We start from the raw sequence: 15,249 nt of genomic DNA on the forward strand, positions 1-15,249 counted from the left end.
AACCGCCTGATGCAATATTTAGCCTCGTGCTTTTGCATCATTTTGTTGGCCAATGTAGGATTGACTCAGTCAGCATTGGCTGCGGACTCATTTATCGTCAAAGACATTCGGATTGAGGGTTTGCAGCGGGTTGAGCCTGGTACCGTATTTAGCTATCTCCCCGTCCAAGTGGGTGAGCGTTTTACCCCTGAAAAGGCAGCTGATTCAATTAAAGCCTTGTATGCCACTGGATTTTTTCGGGATGTACAGATTCAGGCGCAAGGTGATGTCTTAATTGTGATTGTGGACGAGCGCCCCACGATTTCTCGTATTGAGTTCACGGGTATGAAGGAGTTTGACCCTGAAGTGGTCCGCAAATCATTGCGAAGCGTCGGGGTAGCTGACGCACGTTTTTATGACAAGGCCTTAATTGATAAAGCAGAGCAGGAGCTCAAGCGTCAATATGTGAGTAAGGGATTGTTTGCTGCTGAGGTGGTTACAACGGTTACCCCAGGAGCTCGCAATCAAGTGGCGATCTTCTTCAATATTGATGAAGGACCAGTAGCCAAGATTAAGGAAATTAATTTCATCGGCAATAAGGTATTTAGTGAGAGTACTTTGCGCAGTCAGATGCAGCTTCAAACCGGTGGTTGGTTATCGTGGTACTCCAAAGATAATTTGTACTCAAAGCAAAAGCTAACCGCTGACCTCGAGACCATTCGTTCGTATTACCTCAATCGGGGCTATCTCGAGTTTGTGATTGAATCCACCCAGGTTTCTATTACCCCCGATAAGCGCGATATCTATCTAACCATCAGTATTCGTGAAGGCAATAAATTTACTGTCAAGAACATTAGTCTTGCTGGGGAATTACTTGGCAAGGAAAAAGAGTTCCAGTCTCTATTGAAGATCAAAGCTGGCGATACTTTCTCCTCTGCAAAACTAGCGGAAAGTACCAAGGCCATCGCTGAGAAGTTGGGTTCGTATGGCTATGCCTTTGCGGTGATTAATCCGCAGCCCGATATCCGACGTGATTTAAACGAGGTGGATATTACGCTGGTCATTGATGCCGGTCGGCGCGTGTATGTGCGCAAAGTCGAAATTACAGGGAACTCAAAGACACGGGATCTGGTAATTCGGCGAGAAATGCGACAGTTTGAGAGTGCCTGGTTTGATAGTGAAAAGATCCGAATTTCGAAGGAGCGGATTGGTCGAACCGGCTATGTGAAGGATAGTGAAATCACCACTTCCGATGTTCCCGGCTCCCCCGATCAAGTCGATGTGAACGTGAAGGTTGAGGAAAAGCCAACGGGTGCGATTTCGATTGGTGCTGGATTTTCTTCTACTGAAAAGTTAATTCTGAGTGCAGGTATTAACCAAGAGAATGCGTTTGGAACTGGAACCAGTATTGGTCTTAATTTCTCGCTCGGTAAAATTAATCAATCCTTGGCCCTATCACAATTTGACCCTTATTTTACTGAGGATGGTATTAGTCGTTACACCGACTTTTTCTATCGCTCCAATAAGCCGCTGTATTACGTGGGTGATCCTGACTATCAGATCAAGTCTTTTGGTACGAACTTGAAGTTTGGGGTGCCTTACACTGAGGTTGATCGGGTGTTCTATGGAACGGCGCTCGAGTTTTTTGATATTTACGTCACTCAAAATACCCCGCAACCCTACCAAACCTATGTACAGGATTGGGGTCAAACCATCCCCAGTCGTTTGCAAACCTACAATATTCCAGTGAATGTGGGCTGGGCGCGTGATGGTCGTGATAGCGCACTCATTCCATCAAAAGGTTCATTGCAACGCTTGTCTGCAGAGGTTGGAACACCATTGGGCAATCTTCTGTACTATCAGTTAAATGCCCAATATCAGCAATACCACTCATTTTCTAAAGGTAATATCTTGTCTTTTAATGGCGAGGTTGGTTATGGAGAAGCCTACGGTAATAAGCCATACCCCATTACCAAGAACTATTTCGTCGGCGGTATTGGATCAGTTAGGGGTTATGCCCCGGGTTCCTTGGGTCCAACTTATTTCAACACCACAACCGGTACCTTCTTGCCAACCGGCGGTCAATCGAAGATCGTTACCAATGTGGAATATACCTTCCCAGTCCCGGGTTCGGGGGCAGACAAAACCTTACGCCTCTTTACCTTTGCGGACGGCGGTAATGCCTTTCAGGACATCAATTTAGTCCTGAAATACTCTTACGGTGTTGGCTTGTCTTGGATTTCCCCATTGGGACCATTAAAATTTAGCTACGGCATACCGGTAAATGCACAGCCTACTGATAGAATCCAAAGATTGCAGTTCCAAGTGGGTACAGCGTTTTAATTGTAAGGAAAATGATGATGATTCAGGGATTAATGACCAAAGGGTCTAAATTAGTTATAACTGCATTCTTGACGGGTATTTGTTCTGTTGCTTTTGCCCAAGAGACTGCTCCTCGCATTGCGTTTGTGAACGCCGAGAAGATTTTTGTTGAGTCCAATATGGCAAAAGCCGCCCAATCGCGTTTGCAAAATGAGTTTGCGAAACGTCAGAATGAAATTCGGGATGGTGCTCAGAAAATTAAAGCTGCTGCTGAGAAATTAGATAAAGAGGCTGCCGTGATGCCTGAGGCTGAGAGAATTCGCAAGCAGAGGGAGTTGGCCGACTTTGACCGTGAGTTGCAACGCAAGAATCGCGAGTTAAACGATGATGCCAATCAACGTAATGCGGAAGAGCGAGCAAAAATTGCTGAAAAGGCTAATCTTGCCATTCGGCAGGTGGCTGAACAGCGTAAGATCGATGTGATTTTTCAAGAACCCCCAGCGTACCTCAATCCAAGACTTGATGTGACCGATGAGGTTATCAGGGTATTAAATAATCTGAAGTAATTCACATGCCAACTGCCATCGAGCTAGCCGAACAATTTCAAGTTAGCTTGGTGGGGGATGGTTCCCGATTATTGCGCGGGCTTGCTCCGCTTGAGCGAGCCCAATCTGACGAGCTCTCTTTTTTATCGAACCCTCTCTATCGCCAACAGGCACTTGATAGTAGTGCGGGTGCATTAATCGTCAGTGAAGCAGACCTAAAGTTCCTGCAAGGGCACTCTCAGACTACAAAGACAAGTTATCTGGTATCAAAAAATCCTTATGCCAGCTTCGCTAAGATGGCGCAGTGGTTTGCGAAGCAAAGTACTCCAATCTACCCCCCAGGAATTAGTCCCATGGCAGTCGTGGATAAAACGGCCACGATTCCTGCCTCATGCCATATTGGACCCTTTGTGCAAATTGGCCCCGGTGTTCGTTTAGGAGAGCGTGTGGTTCTTCTGGGTCAAATTAGTATTGGTGAGGGCGCCGCCTTGGGTGATGATTGCCTCATTTACCCCAACGTTACGATTTATCACGATTGCACAATTGGCGATCGTTGCATTATTCATAGCGGTGCCGTGATAGGGGCTGATGGTTTTGGTTTTGCTCCTGACTTTTCAGCACATGGCGGTCAATGGCTCAAAATCCCACAAACAGGTGGGGTAAGGATTGGTCAGGATGTTGAAGTGGGGGCCTGCACGACGATTGATCGTGGTGCAATGGCGAACACCACGATTGGGGATGGCTGTAAGATCGACAATCAAGTCCAAATTGCGCACAACGTAGTGATTGGTGTTCATACCGTGATTGCTGGTTGTGCTGCCATCGCTGGCAGTACCACGATTGGTAATTACTGTGTGATTGGTGGCAATGCGAACTTTGCCGGTCATCTTCAGATTGCAGACCGCACCACCGTATCGGGTGGCACCCCCGTGATTCGTTCTATAACGGAGCCCGGTACGCACATTACCGGTGTATTCCCATCAATGCCCCATTCTGCCTGGGAGCGAAATGCAGCGATTTTGCGCGGACTGGATAAAATACGGGAGCGGATTCGAAGCCTTGAAGGTAAAGCATCCGATTCGGTTAGTAAACCCGATTAGTAACTTTTATGGACATGCTATGAGTCAAGCAGTGATTGATATTCACAAGATTCTGAAACTACTCCCTCATCGATATCCCTTTTTGTTGGTCGATCGGGTTATTGAGTTAGATCCCGGAAAAACCATCAAGGCATTGAAAAATGTCACGATGAATGAGCCATTCTTTCAGGGTCATTTTCCAGATTTTCCGGTGATGCCAGGTGTCCTGATTATTGAAGCGCTAGCTCAAACCGCAGCACTCTTGACGTTTTCTGAAGAGCATGACCCGGAGGATGTGTATTACTTTGCTGGAATCGATGGCGCGCGTTTTAAACGGATCGTATTACCTGGTGATCAGCTCATCATGCACGCTACATTTGAGCGCGGTAAGGCTGGTATTTATAAGTTTCAGGTTAAAGCGACCGTCCAAGATGAATTAGCAGCTGAGGCATCCATTACCTGTGCGGTTCGAAAGAAGAGTGTGTAATGGCCACAATCCATGCAAGTGCCATCGTTGATTCCAAGGCGCAATTAGCCGATAACGTCGTTATTGGACCTTATGCTGTGATTGGGCCTCATGTCACCATGGGTTCAGGTTGCACGGTTGGTTCGCATTCCGTGATTGAAGGGCATACAAGCCTTGGACAAGATAATCGGATTGGTCACTTTGCAGCCATCGGCGGCGAACCGCAGGACATGAAATACCGTGGCGAGCCAACCCAATTGATCATTGGTGACCGCAATACGATTCGGGAGTTCACGACCATTCATACGGGTACTGCGCAAGATCAGGGCATCACTCGAATCGGCAATGACAATTGGATCATGGCTTATGTACATATTGCGCATGATTGCCAAATTGGTAATCACACCATCTTCTCAAGTAACGCCCAAATTGCCGGGCATGTTGAAGTAGGAGATTGGGCGATTCTGGGTGGAATGTCGGGTGTTCATCAGTTTGTTCGTATTGGGGCGCATGCGATGTTAGGTGGGGCCTCGGCACTTGTACAAGATATCCCCCCATTTGTGATGGCGGCGGGCGATAAAGCTGGACCCCATGGAATCAATGTCGAGGGCTTAAAGCGCCGCGGCTATTTACCGGAGGCGATTATGGAGCTCCGTAATGCCTATAAGGTTTTATACAAAGATGGGCTGAGTTTTGAAGAGGCAAAAGTTGCGATCGACGCCATGGCAAAGCAGCAAGCGGATGTCAAAACCCAAGAAGCCTTGCTTCAGTTTCATCAATTCTTAGCCGCCTCCAGTCGCGGCATTATCCGGTAACTGATTTTGCCGAGTCTGGCTTGTGTTGCAGGAGAGCCGTCTGGGGATTTAATCGCAGCCCCTGCGCTTTCAGCCCTAAAGCAAATACCGTACACCCGTGATCTCAGGATGTTTGGGATTGGCGGACCTGCTATGCAAGCAGAAGGTTTTATCTCCCGTTGGCCGATGGAGACCTTAAGTGTGCGTGGATACGTTGAAGCGCTTGCGCAACTACCTGCTATTTTGCGATTACGCTCCGAGTTGCTGCACTATCTTTTAAAGGTCGAACGGCCTGATATCTTTCTAGGCATTGATGCGCCTGACTTTAATCTCGGGGTCGAGACCCGCTTAAAGCAGCATGGAGTCCCAACGCTTCATTTAGTCTCCCCATCCATTTGGGCTTGGCGAGGTGGCCGCATTCATAAAATTGCTCGCGCGGTCGATCGGGTTCTGTGCCTGTTTCCATTTGAGCCAGAGATTTATGAGAGGGCTGGGATTGCTGCAAGCTATGTTGGCCACCCCTTAGCCAGCGAGATCCCAGAAATTGTGGATCAAGCTGCAGCAAAGAACGATTTAGGTATTGATGGCATCACTATTGCGGTGTTACCAGGCAGTCGTCAGTCGGAGATTGAGTTAATCGGCCCACTATTTTTTGAGACCATCGCCATTCTGGCAAAGCAATTGAAGGGCCAGAAGGTTCATTTTGTTCTTCCTATTGCCGCACCACATTTACGACCTGCTATTGAGCGTTTACAGCAGCAACTCCTGGCCAGTCATCCCGATGTCCAATTGATCCTATTGGACGGGGATGCCAACCTAGCATTAGCCGCTGCCGATGTGGTCTTGATCGCCAGCGGGACCGCAACCCTACAAGCGGCGCTTTGGAAAAAACCCATGGTGATTTCATATAAGGTGCCCTGGCTAACGGCCCAGATTATGAAACGACAAGGGTACTTGCCATACGTGGGTTTGCCTAATATTCTGTGTGGCGAGTTTGTGGTGCCCGAGCTTTTACAAAATGCAGCCAAACCCGAGGCCTTGGCTCGCGAAGTGATGAATTGGCTAAATCATCCGGCAGCCGTTCAAAAACTTCAAAAGCGTTTTGAAGAGCTGCATCGAATACTGAAGAGGCCAACTGGGCTTTTAGTGGCCCAAGCAGTTGAGCAAACCCTGCGTGAGAGAGCATAGTTCACCATGAGTATTTGGATTTGCGGAGTTGATGAAGCAGGGCGCGGTCCATTGGTTGGTGCAGTTGTCGCTGGAGCGGTCGTACTGGATCCCCGGCAACCCATTATTGGACTTAAAGACTCAAAAAAGTTAAGCCCTGCCAAGCGTGAAGTGCTTTATGCTGAAATTGTGTCAAAGGCAAGGGCTTGGGGTATTGGCGAAGCATCCCCCCAAGAGATTGATGAGCTCAATATCTTGCAAGCGACCATGTTAGCCATGCAACGAGCGATACAGTCCCTAGTTGATCGAATGGGTGAGTGGCCAAGCGAAGCGCTCATCGATGGTAATCGTTGCCCATCCCTACCTATACCAGCGCGTGCAATTATTCAGGGAGACGCAAAAGAGCCGGCCATTTCAGCTGCATCGATCTTGGCTAAAGTGCATCGCGATCAACAGATGCAAATCCTGCATGAACAATTTCCTCAATATGGCTTTAATCAGCATATGGGCTATCCCACCGAGGCCCATATTGCAGCCCTTAAACACTATGGCCCATGCGCGGATCATCGACGCTCCTTTGGGCCGGTTCGGGAGCTCATCAATGCATAACTCCAAGGGTGTTATTTCTTCTAAAGAAAATCATTTGCTCAAGCGCATTCGTCAACTTCAGCAAGCGGGTAGCAAGGGGCAGAAGGCTCGCCAGGAGTATCAGCTTGCGGTCATGGAAGGCATTCATTTACTCCAAGTCTGGCAAGGCGACCCGCGTTTACAGAGCATCCTGACTACTCCATCAGCACTCGCAAATACAGAGATTGCAGCGATTATTGATGTTCATTGTGAGCAATGCCCAGAAGTTGAGATCCAGCTGCTTGATGAGTCTTTATGGTCCTCTATCAGCGAGCTAGAGCATGCTCCGCAAATCATGGGCTTAGTTCGCCTTGAATCTCCAAAGTCTATTGCAAAGAATCTGCTCGGTGACACTGTAATTCTGGATGCTATTCAGGATGCTGGGAATGTCGGAACGATTTTGCGTACCGCTTTAGCTTGTCATTTCAATCAAATCGTGTGTACGGTTGGAACTGCCCATATTTGGTCGCCGAAGGTGCTTCGTGCGGCCATGGGAGCACATCGTTACCTGACTTTTTATGAGGCACAAAGCATCGATGCCGTGACCAGTAATATTGAGGCACCCTTATTGGCAACGACCATGGGCGCGGAGCACTCACTGTATTTCATCGAAGAGCGTCTACAAAAGCCAGTTGCTTGGGTATTTGGTAATGAGGGGCAAGGAGTCTCTCCAGGACTTTTAGGACAAGCTACTCTAATTCGGGTTCCCCAAAATCCACAGCTGGAGTCTTTAAATGTGGCGAGCACCGCCGCCATTTGTTTGTATGAAACCCTGCGGGCCCGAGGGCAATTTAATTCCTGAGCCTTGCTAGCCAAGGATGGTTTTATCAGAACGAATGGCCTGAAGGATGGTGGTTGCAATCTCTTCAATTGATTTGCTAGTGGTCGAGACCCACGGAATGGACTCGCGTCGCATCATGGCAGTGGCTTCATTAATCTCATATCGACAGTTTTCTAGCTTGGCATAGTTGCTTCCCGGCCGGCGTTCATTCCGGATCTCAGAGAGGCGTTCGGGGTCGATCGTTAAACCAAAAATCTTTTGTTTATGAGAGAGAAGATCTTTGGGCAGCTGGCCGCGCTCAAAATCTTCGGGGATTAAGGGATAGTTGGCTGCTTTTAATCCATATTGCATCGCCAGATAAAGGCTAGTTGGTGTTTTACCAACCCGAGACACGCCCACCAAAATTACATTCGCATCGACCAGATTTTGATTGGACTGGCCATCGTCATGGGCTAAAGAATAATTAATCGCTTCAATCCGATTTTTATAGGCATCGGTATCGGCATTGTGATGCAGGCGATTGATCGCATGGGTTGAGCGCATTCCTAGCGTTTGTTCAAGGGGCGCCACAAAGGTTTGGAACATATCAAGCACCAGGGCTTTGGCTTGCCCAACGATCTGATTTACCTCTGGATTGACAAGGGTGGTAAAAACAATCGCTTGGCCATACTTAGGATCGGTGCCATTAATTTGAGATATCGCGTCATGTGCTTTATCTACAGTATCGACAAAAGGAATACGAACCTGTCGAAAGCTAGCCTCGAACTGCGCTAGGATCGATTGACTAAAGTTTTCAGCGGTAATACCCGTTCCATCAGAGACGATGTAAACAATGCGAGGTAGGGTATTGGCCGGAAGAGTCATGGTGGTTATTGCGATAAAGATTGATTAAAAAATAGGCAAATTAAGGTCCAGTAATACAATATTGATCATTCAAGTATGCCCGATTTTAGGAGCAACGCTTTAGCCAGTTTTTTAACTTTACGAGAGTCTTTATGTCTATGCAAAATAAGCAAAACGCCTATGTTTTGCCTTTTGAGGAGCTGCGTGTCGGCGATGTTGAGTCGGTAGGCGGTAAAAATTCCTCACTGGGTGAAATGATTTCACAATTGGCATCTGCAGGGGTTCGTGTCCCAACCGGTTTTGCCACCACATCCATCGCATTTCGGGATTTCTTAAAACATAATCAACTGGATCAGAAGATTTCGGAGCGGCTTGCTAAGCTCAATGTTGATGACGTTCGTGCTTTGGCAGAAGCGGGTGCACAGATTCGTTCGTGGATCGAAGGAGCTGCCTTTCAACCTCAGTTAGAGGCCGAAATACGAGCAGCTTTTCAAAAACTCGATGCATCCGGCAAAGGATCGTTTGCGGTCCGCTCTTCGGCAACGGCTGAGGACCTACCTGACGCTTCATTTGCAGGTCAGCAAGAAACCTTTTTGAACGTATCGGGTATTGATGATGTATTAAAAAAGATCCGTGAGGTGTTTGCATCCCTGTATAACGATCGTGCGATTTCCTACCGTGTCCACAAAGGATTTGCCCATGCAGATGTGGCTCTTTCTGCGGGTGTGCAGCGTATGGTGCGCTCAGACCTTGGAGCGGCAGGCGTGATGTTCACTCTCGATACAGAGTCTGGCTTTCCAGGAGTGGTTTTTATTACCTCAAGCTATGGCTTGGGCGAGACCGTCGTGCAGGGTGCAGTTAATCCCGATGAGTTTTATGTTTTCAAAGAGACTCTTGCAAAAGGTAAAAAAGCGATTATCCGGAAGTCGTTAGGATCGAAATTAATTCAGATGCAATTTGCTCCCCAAGGTTCCACAGAGCGTGTACAAACTGTTGAGGTAGGTCCTGAAGAGCGCAATCGTTTCTCAATTAGCGATGAAGATGTTACTGAGCTTGCCAAGTATGCGGTCATTATCGAGAAGCACTATGGTCGACCCATGGATATCGAATGGGGCAAAGACGGTGTGGATGGCAAGATCTACATCCTTCAAGCCCGTCCAGAGACCGTGAAGAGCCAAGCGGCAGATCAAGTGGAACTTCGCTATCGCTTAAAGGGAAATTCAAAAGTCATTACAACCGGCCGAGCCATTGGTCAAAAAATTGGAGGCGGTCCGGTACGTGTGATTCGGGACGCCAGCGAAATGGATCGGGTTCAGCCTGGTGATGTTTTGGTGGCTGATATGACCGACCCAAATTGGGAGCCCGTCATGAAGCGGGCCTCAGCGATTGTTACCAATCGAGGTGGCAGAACCTGCCATGCCGCGATTATTGCGCGCGAGTTGGGGGTCCCTGCAGTTGTGGGCTGTAGTAATGCAACTGATGTCTTGCAAGATGGTGCGGTTGTTACTGTTTCGTGCGCCGAGGGTGATGAGGGGCGCATTTATGACGGCCTGATTGAAACCGAGGTTACTGAGGTAAAGCGCGGAGTTCTGCCAGACATACCAGTCAAGATCACCATGAACATCGGCAACCCTCAATTAGCGTTTGATTTCTGCCAACTGCCGAATGCAGGGGTTGGCCTAGCTCGTCTGGAATTCATTATCAACAATTACATTGGCGTGCATCCCCGCGCAGTGTTGGAATACCCCAATATTGACGCTGATCTAAAGCGAGCAGTGGAGAGTGTAGCGCGTGGCTATTCAAGTCCTCGAGCATTTTATGAGGATAAATTAGTTGAAGGTGTGGCAACGATTGCTGCGGCTTTCTATCCCAAGCCAGTGATTGTGCGCCTGTCAGACTTTAAGTCCAACGAGTATAAGAAGTTGATTGGTGGGTCTCGTTACGAGCCAGATGAAGAGAATCCCATGCTCGGTTTTCGGGGGGCATCGCGGTATGTGTCGGAGGATTTTGGCGAGGCCTTTGCTCTTGAATGCGCGGCGATGAAGCGGGTGCGCGAGGAAATGGGCTTAGATAATGTTGAGATCATGGTGCCATTTGTGCGCACGATTGCCCAGGCAAAGCGCGTGATTGACATGATGGCTAAGTTTGGTCTGCAACGTGGAGTGAATGGCCTGAAATTGATCATGATGTGCGAGATTCCATCGAATGCCATTCTGGCCGATCAATTCTTGGAGTATTTTGATGGCTTCTCGATTGGTTCAAACGATATGACCCAGTTAACCTTGGGGCTTGATCGCGACTCTGGCATGGAGCTCTTAGCGATTGATTTCGATGAGCGCGATCCTGCGGTGGAGTTCATGATCGAGCGCTCGATTGATGCCTGCGTCAAACAAGGCAAGTATGTCGGTATTTGTGGACAGGGCCCGTCTGATCATCCAGACTTTGCCAAGTGGCTGGTCAAAAAAGGAATCACCTCAATCTCACTCAACCCAGATAGTGTCGTACAAACCTGGGAGTTTTTGGCGAATAACGGATCCTAGGCTCGATCCAATGAGACCAATAAGGCGGCCGCTCCCCGCCTTATTTTTTTGATCCTAATACCTTTTTTGTTGGTTTAGAGCGACCTAATGGTTTAGTTTTAGGTTTATGGACAGGTACGCTGCCCAGCTTCTTTGACGGCGATAGAATCGAAATACTTTTCTTAGAGCCATTCCAACTGGGTTCTGGAATGCTGAGTGCCACTTCTTTTAGTTTCTCACCCCAAATTCGATGCATCATTTCGAAGTAGGGATTATCTTCATCAATCGTGATTAATCTATCTAAATTGAAAGAGTCTTTCTCATAGACCAAGAGATCGAGCGGTAAGCCAACGGAAATATTACTTTTAATAGTCGAGTCCATCGAGATCAGGACACATTTGGTCGCTAAATTAAGCGGGGTATTAAAACGAATCACCCGATCGAGAATGGGTTTACCGTATTTGGATTCTCCAATTTGAAAGTACGGAGTCTCCGGCGTAGTTTCAATGAAGTTACCGGCAGCGTAAATATTAAATAAACGAGGTTTCTCACCCTGGATTTGTCCACCAAAAATTAAGTTGCAATTAAACTCAATTCCTGACTTTTGCAGATCCTCAAAATCACGCTCCCGTACTTTTTTGACGGCCGAACCAACCACCGTCGCTGCTTCATGACAGCTTTTGGCATTCCAAAGATTGATGCCATCGAACATTTCACCTTGGAGGAGAATTTCTTTGACTGCTTGGGTAATGGCTAAGTTACCCGAGCTCATGAGAACAAAAAAACGCTCTCGGTCTTGATGAAAGAGGGCCATCTTACGAAAGGTGCCGATTTGGTCAACTCCCGCATTCGTTCGAGTATCGGCTAAGAACACTAGGCCTTCATCGAGGCAAAGGGCAACGCAATAGGTCATGGTTACAGCACTTTCACTTGTTGTATGGCAATGCGAGCCCGTAGCTCCTCTTGGCCACCACCGGAACGGATTCCTTTGATGGGTGCAGCTGAATAATAATCCCTTCCAATGGCCAAGCGAATATGCCGTTGATCCGTCAGGCAGGCATGGGTTACATCAATACTGATCCAGCGACCTTGATCTGCATCCAAACAAACATCTACCCAGGCATGACTTGCTAGGTTTGGAGATTCTTCGGCAAAGAAGTAGCCGCTAACATAGCGCGCTGGAATATTGGCAAACCGACATAGACTTAGCATGATGTGACTATGATCTTGGCAGACCCCAGTCTGCATCGCAAATGATTGAGCTGCTGTCGTTGCAAAGGTCGTGACACCTGCTTGATAACGAATGCCGGCACGAATCGCATCGGCTAGAGCCAAAACAGAATCAATGTCACGTTTTTTAGGAAGTGCCGATTCAAAATACGATTGCATTGGTTCTGATATTTGTGTGAGGGTGGTTGGCTGTAGCAGATAGTAAGGGGACACGGCATGGGTATCATCCTGGTACTCATAGCATCCATGGCTCTTGACTTCTCCTTTGGCAGTAATGCTCATTGATTTATAGGGCGTGTCGAGTACTAATGTTTGGCAGGTATTACCAAAAGTGTCTTGAGTGGACTTGGCTTTGACGGGCGACTGAATTTGCCACTTTACAATCGTTTGCCCTTTGTTATCTAGTGGGCTTAGTCTTAACTCCTGAATCGAATAGCGAACTGGATTGTCGTATTGGTATTCGGTATGGTGCTCAATTTGTAAGTGCATCGATTTCATCTTAGGCAACGGCAAGGGGGATGAGGTATGCATTACTGAGCTCGTCACCAATGTGATTAATTCGTTTTAAAAACTGCTTCGTGAACTCTTCAAGACCCATATGAAAGACTTCATTGATATCAGAATAATCAAGGTCTGCTTGGAGTTTGCCGATAAGGCGTTCAATCTCTTTGGAGTTCTGATTCCGAATTTCACCTAACAGCACAATTAAATCACCCACGCAATAGCGCAATGAACGGGGCATTTGTTGATTAAAGATTAGCAACTCTGCTGCCTTTTGCGGGGTAATTTGGTCTGAGTAAATTTGGCGGTAGATCTCAAAAGCAGATACAGATCGCAACAGGGCAGCCCAGTGATAGAAATCAAAGAATGCTGAATCCGCCTCCTCATGGATATCTTGAATGGGTTTTAATTGACGCAAGCTTGCTGGATCTTGGTACTTGGTTTCTAGGATGCGAGCAGTATTATCGGCGCGCTCTAGTAAGGTGCCAATGCGCATGAAGTAATAGGCCTCATTTTTCAGCATCGTGCCATGCATGACCCCCCGCGAGAGGTGGCAGCGATATTTAACCCAGTCTAGGAGGCTGCTGGGATCCGCATAATCCTGTTTAGCAAGTAATTGCGTTAACTCCAGCCAGGTCGTGTTTTGGGTTTCCCACAGCTCAGATGTAATCCGTCCACGAATCGCTCGTGCGTTTTCACGCGCGGCGCGCAAGCAAGACACGATACTCGATGGATTATTCGCATCAGCGATCATGAACCGCAAAATGGATTCCTGATTCATCTGCGAGTGGCTCGCGAGGAATGCCGGTTCTAATTTAGAGATGGTCAATAACTTACGCCAACTTTGGTCTCGGTATTCAGAGGGTTGCGGTAGCAAAGAGGTTTGATAGTTCACATCGAGCATGCGCGCGGTATTCTCAGCCCGCTCGGTATAGCGAGCCATCCAGTAGAGGCAATCGGCGGTGCGGCTTAACATGGATTAATCCTCCAGTACCCAAGTATCTTTGGTGCCACCACCTTGTGAAGAGTTCACCACCAAAGAACCCTCCTTGAGGGCAACGCGAGTTAAGCCTCCCGGAACCATCTTGATGGTTTTGCCAGAGAGCACAAAAGGTCGTAGATCAATATGGCGCGGGGCAATTCCAGACTCAACAAAGGTTGGACAGGTTGATAGAGATAGCGTCGGTTGAGCAATATATTGATCTGGATGTTGAATTAAGTTCGCTCGAAAGCGCTCAATTTCCTCTTTGGTGGATGCTGGACCTACCAGCATGCCATAGCCACCAGCGCCATGAGTTTCTTTGACGACCAGCTCATCAAGATGAGCCAAGGTGTAAGCCAGATCTTCGGCCTTGCGGCATTGATAAGTCGGTACATTGTTAAGAATCGGCTTTTCACCTAAGTAGAACTCAATCATTTGCGGCACATACGGATAAATGGATTTATCGTCCGCAATTCCAGTGCCAATCGCGTTGGCTAGAGTGATATTGCCCGCACGATAGGCATTGAGTAAGCCGGCTACGCCTAAAGCAGAATCGGATCGAAATGCTAAGGGATCTAAAAAGTCGTCATCAATACGTCGATAGATTACATCGACCCGCTGAGGCCCTTGGGTGGTTCGCATGAACACTTCTTCATCTTTGACATAAAGGTCCTTACCTTCGACTAGTTCGACACCCATTTGTTGAGCAAGGTAAGTATGTTCAAAGTAGGCCGAGTTAAACATGCCTGGGGTGAGAACAACCACATTTGGTTTTTTTACTCCCTCGGGCTTGACGGACTTCAGGCATTCCAACAGAAGGTCAGGGTAGTGCTCTACAGGAGCAACTCGATAGCGCTGGAATAGATCGGGAAAGAGGCGCATCATCATTTTGCGATCTTCGACCATATAGGACACGCCAGATGGTACGCGCAGATTGTCCTCTAGGACATAAAACTCACCTGCACCAGCGCGCACAATATCAATCCCAGCGATTTGGGCGTAAATATTCCGCGGTACATCGATATAGCGCATTTCCGGTCGATATTGAGCATTATTAAAAATCTGCTCCCCGGGAATAATCCCAGCTTTAATGATTGCTTCGTCGTGATAGACATCATGAATAAAGTGATTGAGTGCGGTCACGCGTTGTCGCAGACCTGCTTCAAGCGTCGACCATTCTTCTGCTGTGAATATCCGTGGGACTTGGTCAAATGGAATAGTGCGCTCAGTCCCCAAATCATCACCATAGACTGCAAAGGTGATGCCAACCCGACGAAAGATGAGGTCGGCCTCAGCCCGTTTAAGGGCCATCAGAGCATCACTTTGCTCAGTTAGCCATTGCTGAAAGATGGCGTAGTGGGGTCTAGCCGCACCATGCACATCAAACATTTCGTCATACGGGGTTTTCATAGTC

General features: G+C 47.8%; 14 protein-coding genes. 9 read left to right on the top strand and 5 right to left on the bottom strand.

Going from position 1 to position 15,249, the window contains the following annotated elements:
- Nucleotides 1-9: 9 nt before the first annotated feature.
- Genes bamA through QUE60_RS02820 form a run of 8 tightly spaced genes read left to right on the top strand, consistent with a single transcriptional unit; the run spans nt 10 to nt 7,781 of the window.
- Complete coding sequence (gene bamA, locus QUE60_RS02785; RefSeq protein ID WP_286227164.1) at nt 10-2,322, top strand: outer membrane protein assembly factor BamA; 2,313 nt, start codon at nt 10-12, stop codon at nt 2,320-2,322.
- Nucleotides 2,323-2,333: 11 nt separating this feature from the next.
- Complete coding sequence (locus QUE60_RS02790) at nt 2,334-2,867, top strand: OmpH/Skp family outer membrane protein (RefSeq protein WP_286224336.1); 534 nt, start codon at nt 2,334-2,336, stop codon at nt 2,865-2,867.
- Nucleotides 2,868-2,872: 5 nt separating this feature from the next.
- Entirely contained in the window at nt 2,873-3,946 is a 1,074-nt protein-coding gene (gene lpxD, locus QUE60_RS02795; protein WP_286224338.1) for a UDP-3-O-(3-hydroxymyristoyl)glucosamine N-acyltransferase, read from the top strand.
- 19 nt (nt 3,947-3,965) lie between these two features.
- Nucleotides 3,966-4,412 carry a 3-hydroxyacyl-ACP dehydratase FabZ gene (gene fabZ / locus QUE60_RS02800; protein WP_286224339.1) on the top strand — a complete coding sequence of 149 codons (447 nt, stop codon included), beginning with the start codon at nt 3,966-3,968 and terminating at the stop codon, nt 4,410-4,412.
- Nucleotides 4,412-5,206 (top strand): acyl-ACP--UDP-N-acetylglucosamine O-acyltransferase, encoded by a 795-nt coding sequence (gene lpxA, locus QUE60_RS02805; protein ID WP_286225855.1) that lies wholly within the window; start codon nt 4,412-4,414, stop codon nt 5,204-5,206. The genes fabZ and lpxA overlap by 1 nt, the downstream gene beginning before the upstream one ends.
- Nucleotides 5,207-5,212: 6 nt before the next feature.
- Nucleotides 5,213-6,373, top strand: a complete 1,161-nt coding sequence (lpxB, locus tag QUE60_RS02810; protein ID WP_286227165.1) for a lipid-A-disaccharide synthase — start codon at nt 5,213-5,215, stop codon at nt 6,371-6,373.
- 6 nt (nt 6,374-6,379) lie between these two features.
- Entirely contained in the window at nt 6,380-6,961 is a 582-nt protein-coding gene (gene rnhB / locus QUE60_RS02815; RefSeq protein ID WP_286224342.1) for a ribonuclease HII, read from the top strand.
- Complete coding sequence (locus tag QUE60_RS02820; RefSeq protein ID WP_286227166.1) at nt 6,954-7,781, top strand: TrmH family RNA methyltransferase; 828 nt, start codon at nt 6,954-6,956, stop codon at nt 7,779-7,781. The genes rnhB and QUE60_RS02820 overlap by 8 nt, the downstream gene beginning before the upstream one ends.
- 6 nt (nt 7,782-7,787) lie before the next feature.
- Here the strand turns inward: QUE60_RS02820 and ppsR are convergent, their stop codons facing one another.
- Complete coding sequence (gene ppsR, locus QUE60_RS02825; RefSeq protein WP_286227167.1) at nt 7,788-8,624, bottom strand: posphoenolpyruvate synthetase regulatory kinase/phosphorylase PpsR; 837 nt, start codon at nt 8,622-8,624, stop codon at nt 7,788-7,790.
- Between the two features lie 131 nt (nt 8,625-8,755).
- On the opposite strand from ppsR, the gene ppsA reads away from it, so the two are divergent.
- A complete protein-coding gene (gene ppsA / locus QUE60_RS02830) occupies nt 8,756-11,143 on the top strand; it encodes a phosphoenolpyruvate synthase (protein WP_286227168.1) in 2,388 nt (795 codons plus the stop codon).
- A 40-nt stretch (nt 11,144-11,183) separates the two neighbouring features.
- On the opposite strand, the gene QUE60_RS02835 is transcribed toward ppsA, so the two are convergent.
- Genes QUE60_RS02835 through QUE60_RS02850 form a run of 4 tightly spaced genes read right to left on the bottom strand, consistent with a single transcriptional unit; the run spans nt 11,184 to nt 15,245 of the window.
- Nucleotides 11,184-12,035: a peptidase gene (locus QUE60_RS02835; protein ID WP_286227169.1), complete on the bottom strand. Its 852-nt coding sequence runs from the start codon at nt 12,033-12,035 to the stop codon at nt 11,184-11,186.
- A gap of 2 nt (nt 12,036-12,037) precedes the next feature.
- Nucleotides 12,038-12,883 (bottom strand): transglutaminase family protein, encoded by an 846-nt coding sequence (locus QUE60_RS02840; protein ID WP_286227171.1) that lies wholly within the window; start codon nt 12,881-12,883, stop codon nt 12,038-12,040.
- Entirely contained in the window at nt 12,852-13,829 is a 978-nt protein-coding gene (locus tag QUE60_RS02845; protein ID WP_286227172.1) for an alpha-E domain-containing protein, read from the bottom strand. The genes QUE60_RS02840 and QUE60_RS02845 overlap by 32 nt, the downstream gene beginning before the upstream one ends.
- A gap of 3 nt (nt 13,830-13,832) precedes the next feature.
- Nucleotides 13,833-15,245, bottom strand: a complete 1,413-nt coding sequence (locus tag QUE60_RS02850; RefSeq protein WP_286227173.1) for a circularly permuted type 2 ATP-grasp protein — start codon at nt 15,243-15,245, stop codon at nt 13,833-13,835.
- Between the last annotated feature and the right edge of the window lie 4 nt (nt 15,246-15,249).

The organism is Polynucleobacter sp. HIN11 (assembly GCF_030297675.1).
Lineage (GTDB): Bacteria > Pseudomonadota > Gammaproteobacteria > Burkholderiales > Burkholderiaceae > Polynucleobacter.

Excerpts from the sequence above, each read along its gene's own strand:
- bamA (WP_286227164.1), top strand. The coding sequence starts at position 10 with ATGCAATATTTAGCCTCGTGCTTTTGCATCATTTTGTTGGCCAATGTA.
- QUE60_RS02790 (WP_286224336.1), top strand. The coding sequence starts at position 2,334 with ATGATGATGATTCAGGGATTAATGACCAAAGGGTCTAAATTAGTTATA.
- lpxD (WP_286224338.1), top strand. The coding sequence starts at position 2,873 with ATGCCAACTGCCATCGAGCTAGCCGAACAATTTCAAGTTAGCTTGGTG.
- fabZ (WP_286224339.1), top strand. The coding sequence starts at position 3,966 with ATGAGTCAAGCAGTGATTGATATTCACAAGATTCTGAAACTACTCCCT.
- lpxA (WP_286225855.1), top strand. The coding sequence starts at position 4,412 with ATGGCCACAATCCATGCAAGTGCCATCGTTGATTCCAAGGCGCAATTA.
- rnhB (WP_286224342.1), top strand. The coding sequence starts at position 6,380 with ATGAGTATTTGGATTTGCGGAGTTGATGAAGCAGGGCGCGGTCCATTG.
- QUE60_RS02820 (WP_286227166.1), top strand. The coding sequence starts at position 6,954 with ATGCATAACTCCAAGGGTGTTATTTCTTCTAAAGAAAATCATTTGCTC.
- ppsR (WP_286227167.1), bottom strand. The coding sequence starts at position 8,624 with ATGACTCTTCCGGCCAATACCCTACCTCGCATTGTTTACATCGTCTCT.
- ppsA (WP_286227168.1), top strand. The coding sequence starts at position 8,756 with ATGTCTATGCAAAATAAGCAAAACGCCTATGTTTTGCCTTTTGAGGAG.
- QUE60_RS02835 (WP_286227169.1), bottom strand. The coding sequence starts at position 12,035 with ATGACCTATTGCGTTGCCCTTTGCCTCGATGAAGGCCTAGTGTTCTTA.
- QUE60_RS02840 (WP_286227171.1), bottom strand. The coding sequence starts at position 12,883 with ATGCATACCTCATCCCCCTTGCCGTTGCCTAAGATGAAATCGATGCAC.
- QUE60_RS02845 (WP_286227172.1), bottom strand. The coding sequence starts at position 13,829 with ATGTTAAGCCGCACCGCCGATTGCCTCTACTGGATGGCTCGCTATACC.
- QUE60_RS02850 (WP_286227173.1), bottom strand. The coding sequence starts at position 15,245 with ATGAAAACCCCGTATGACGAAATGTTTGATGTGCATGGTGCGGCTAGA.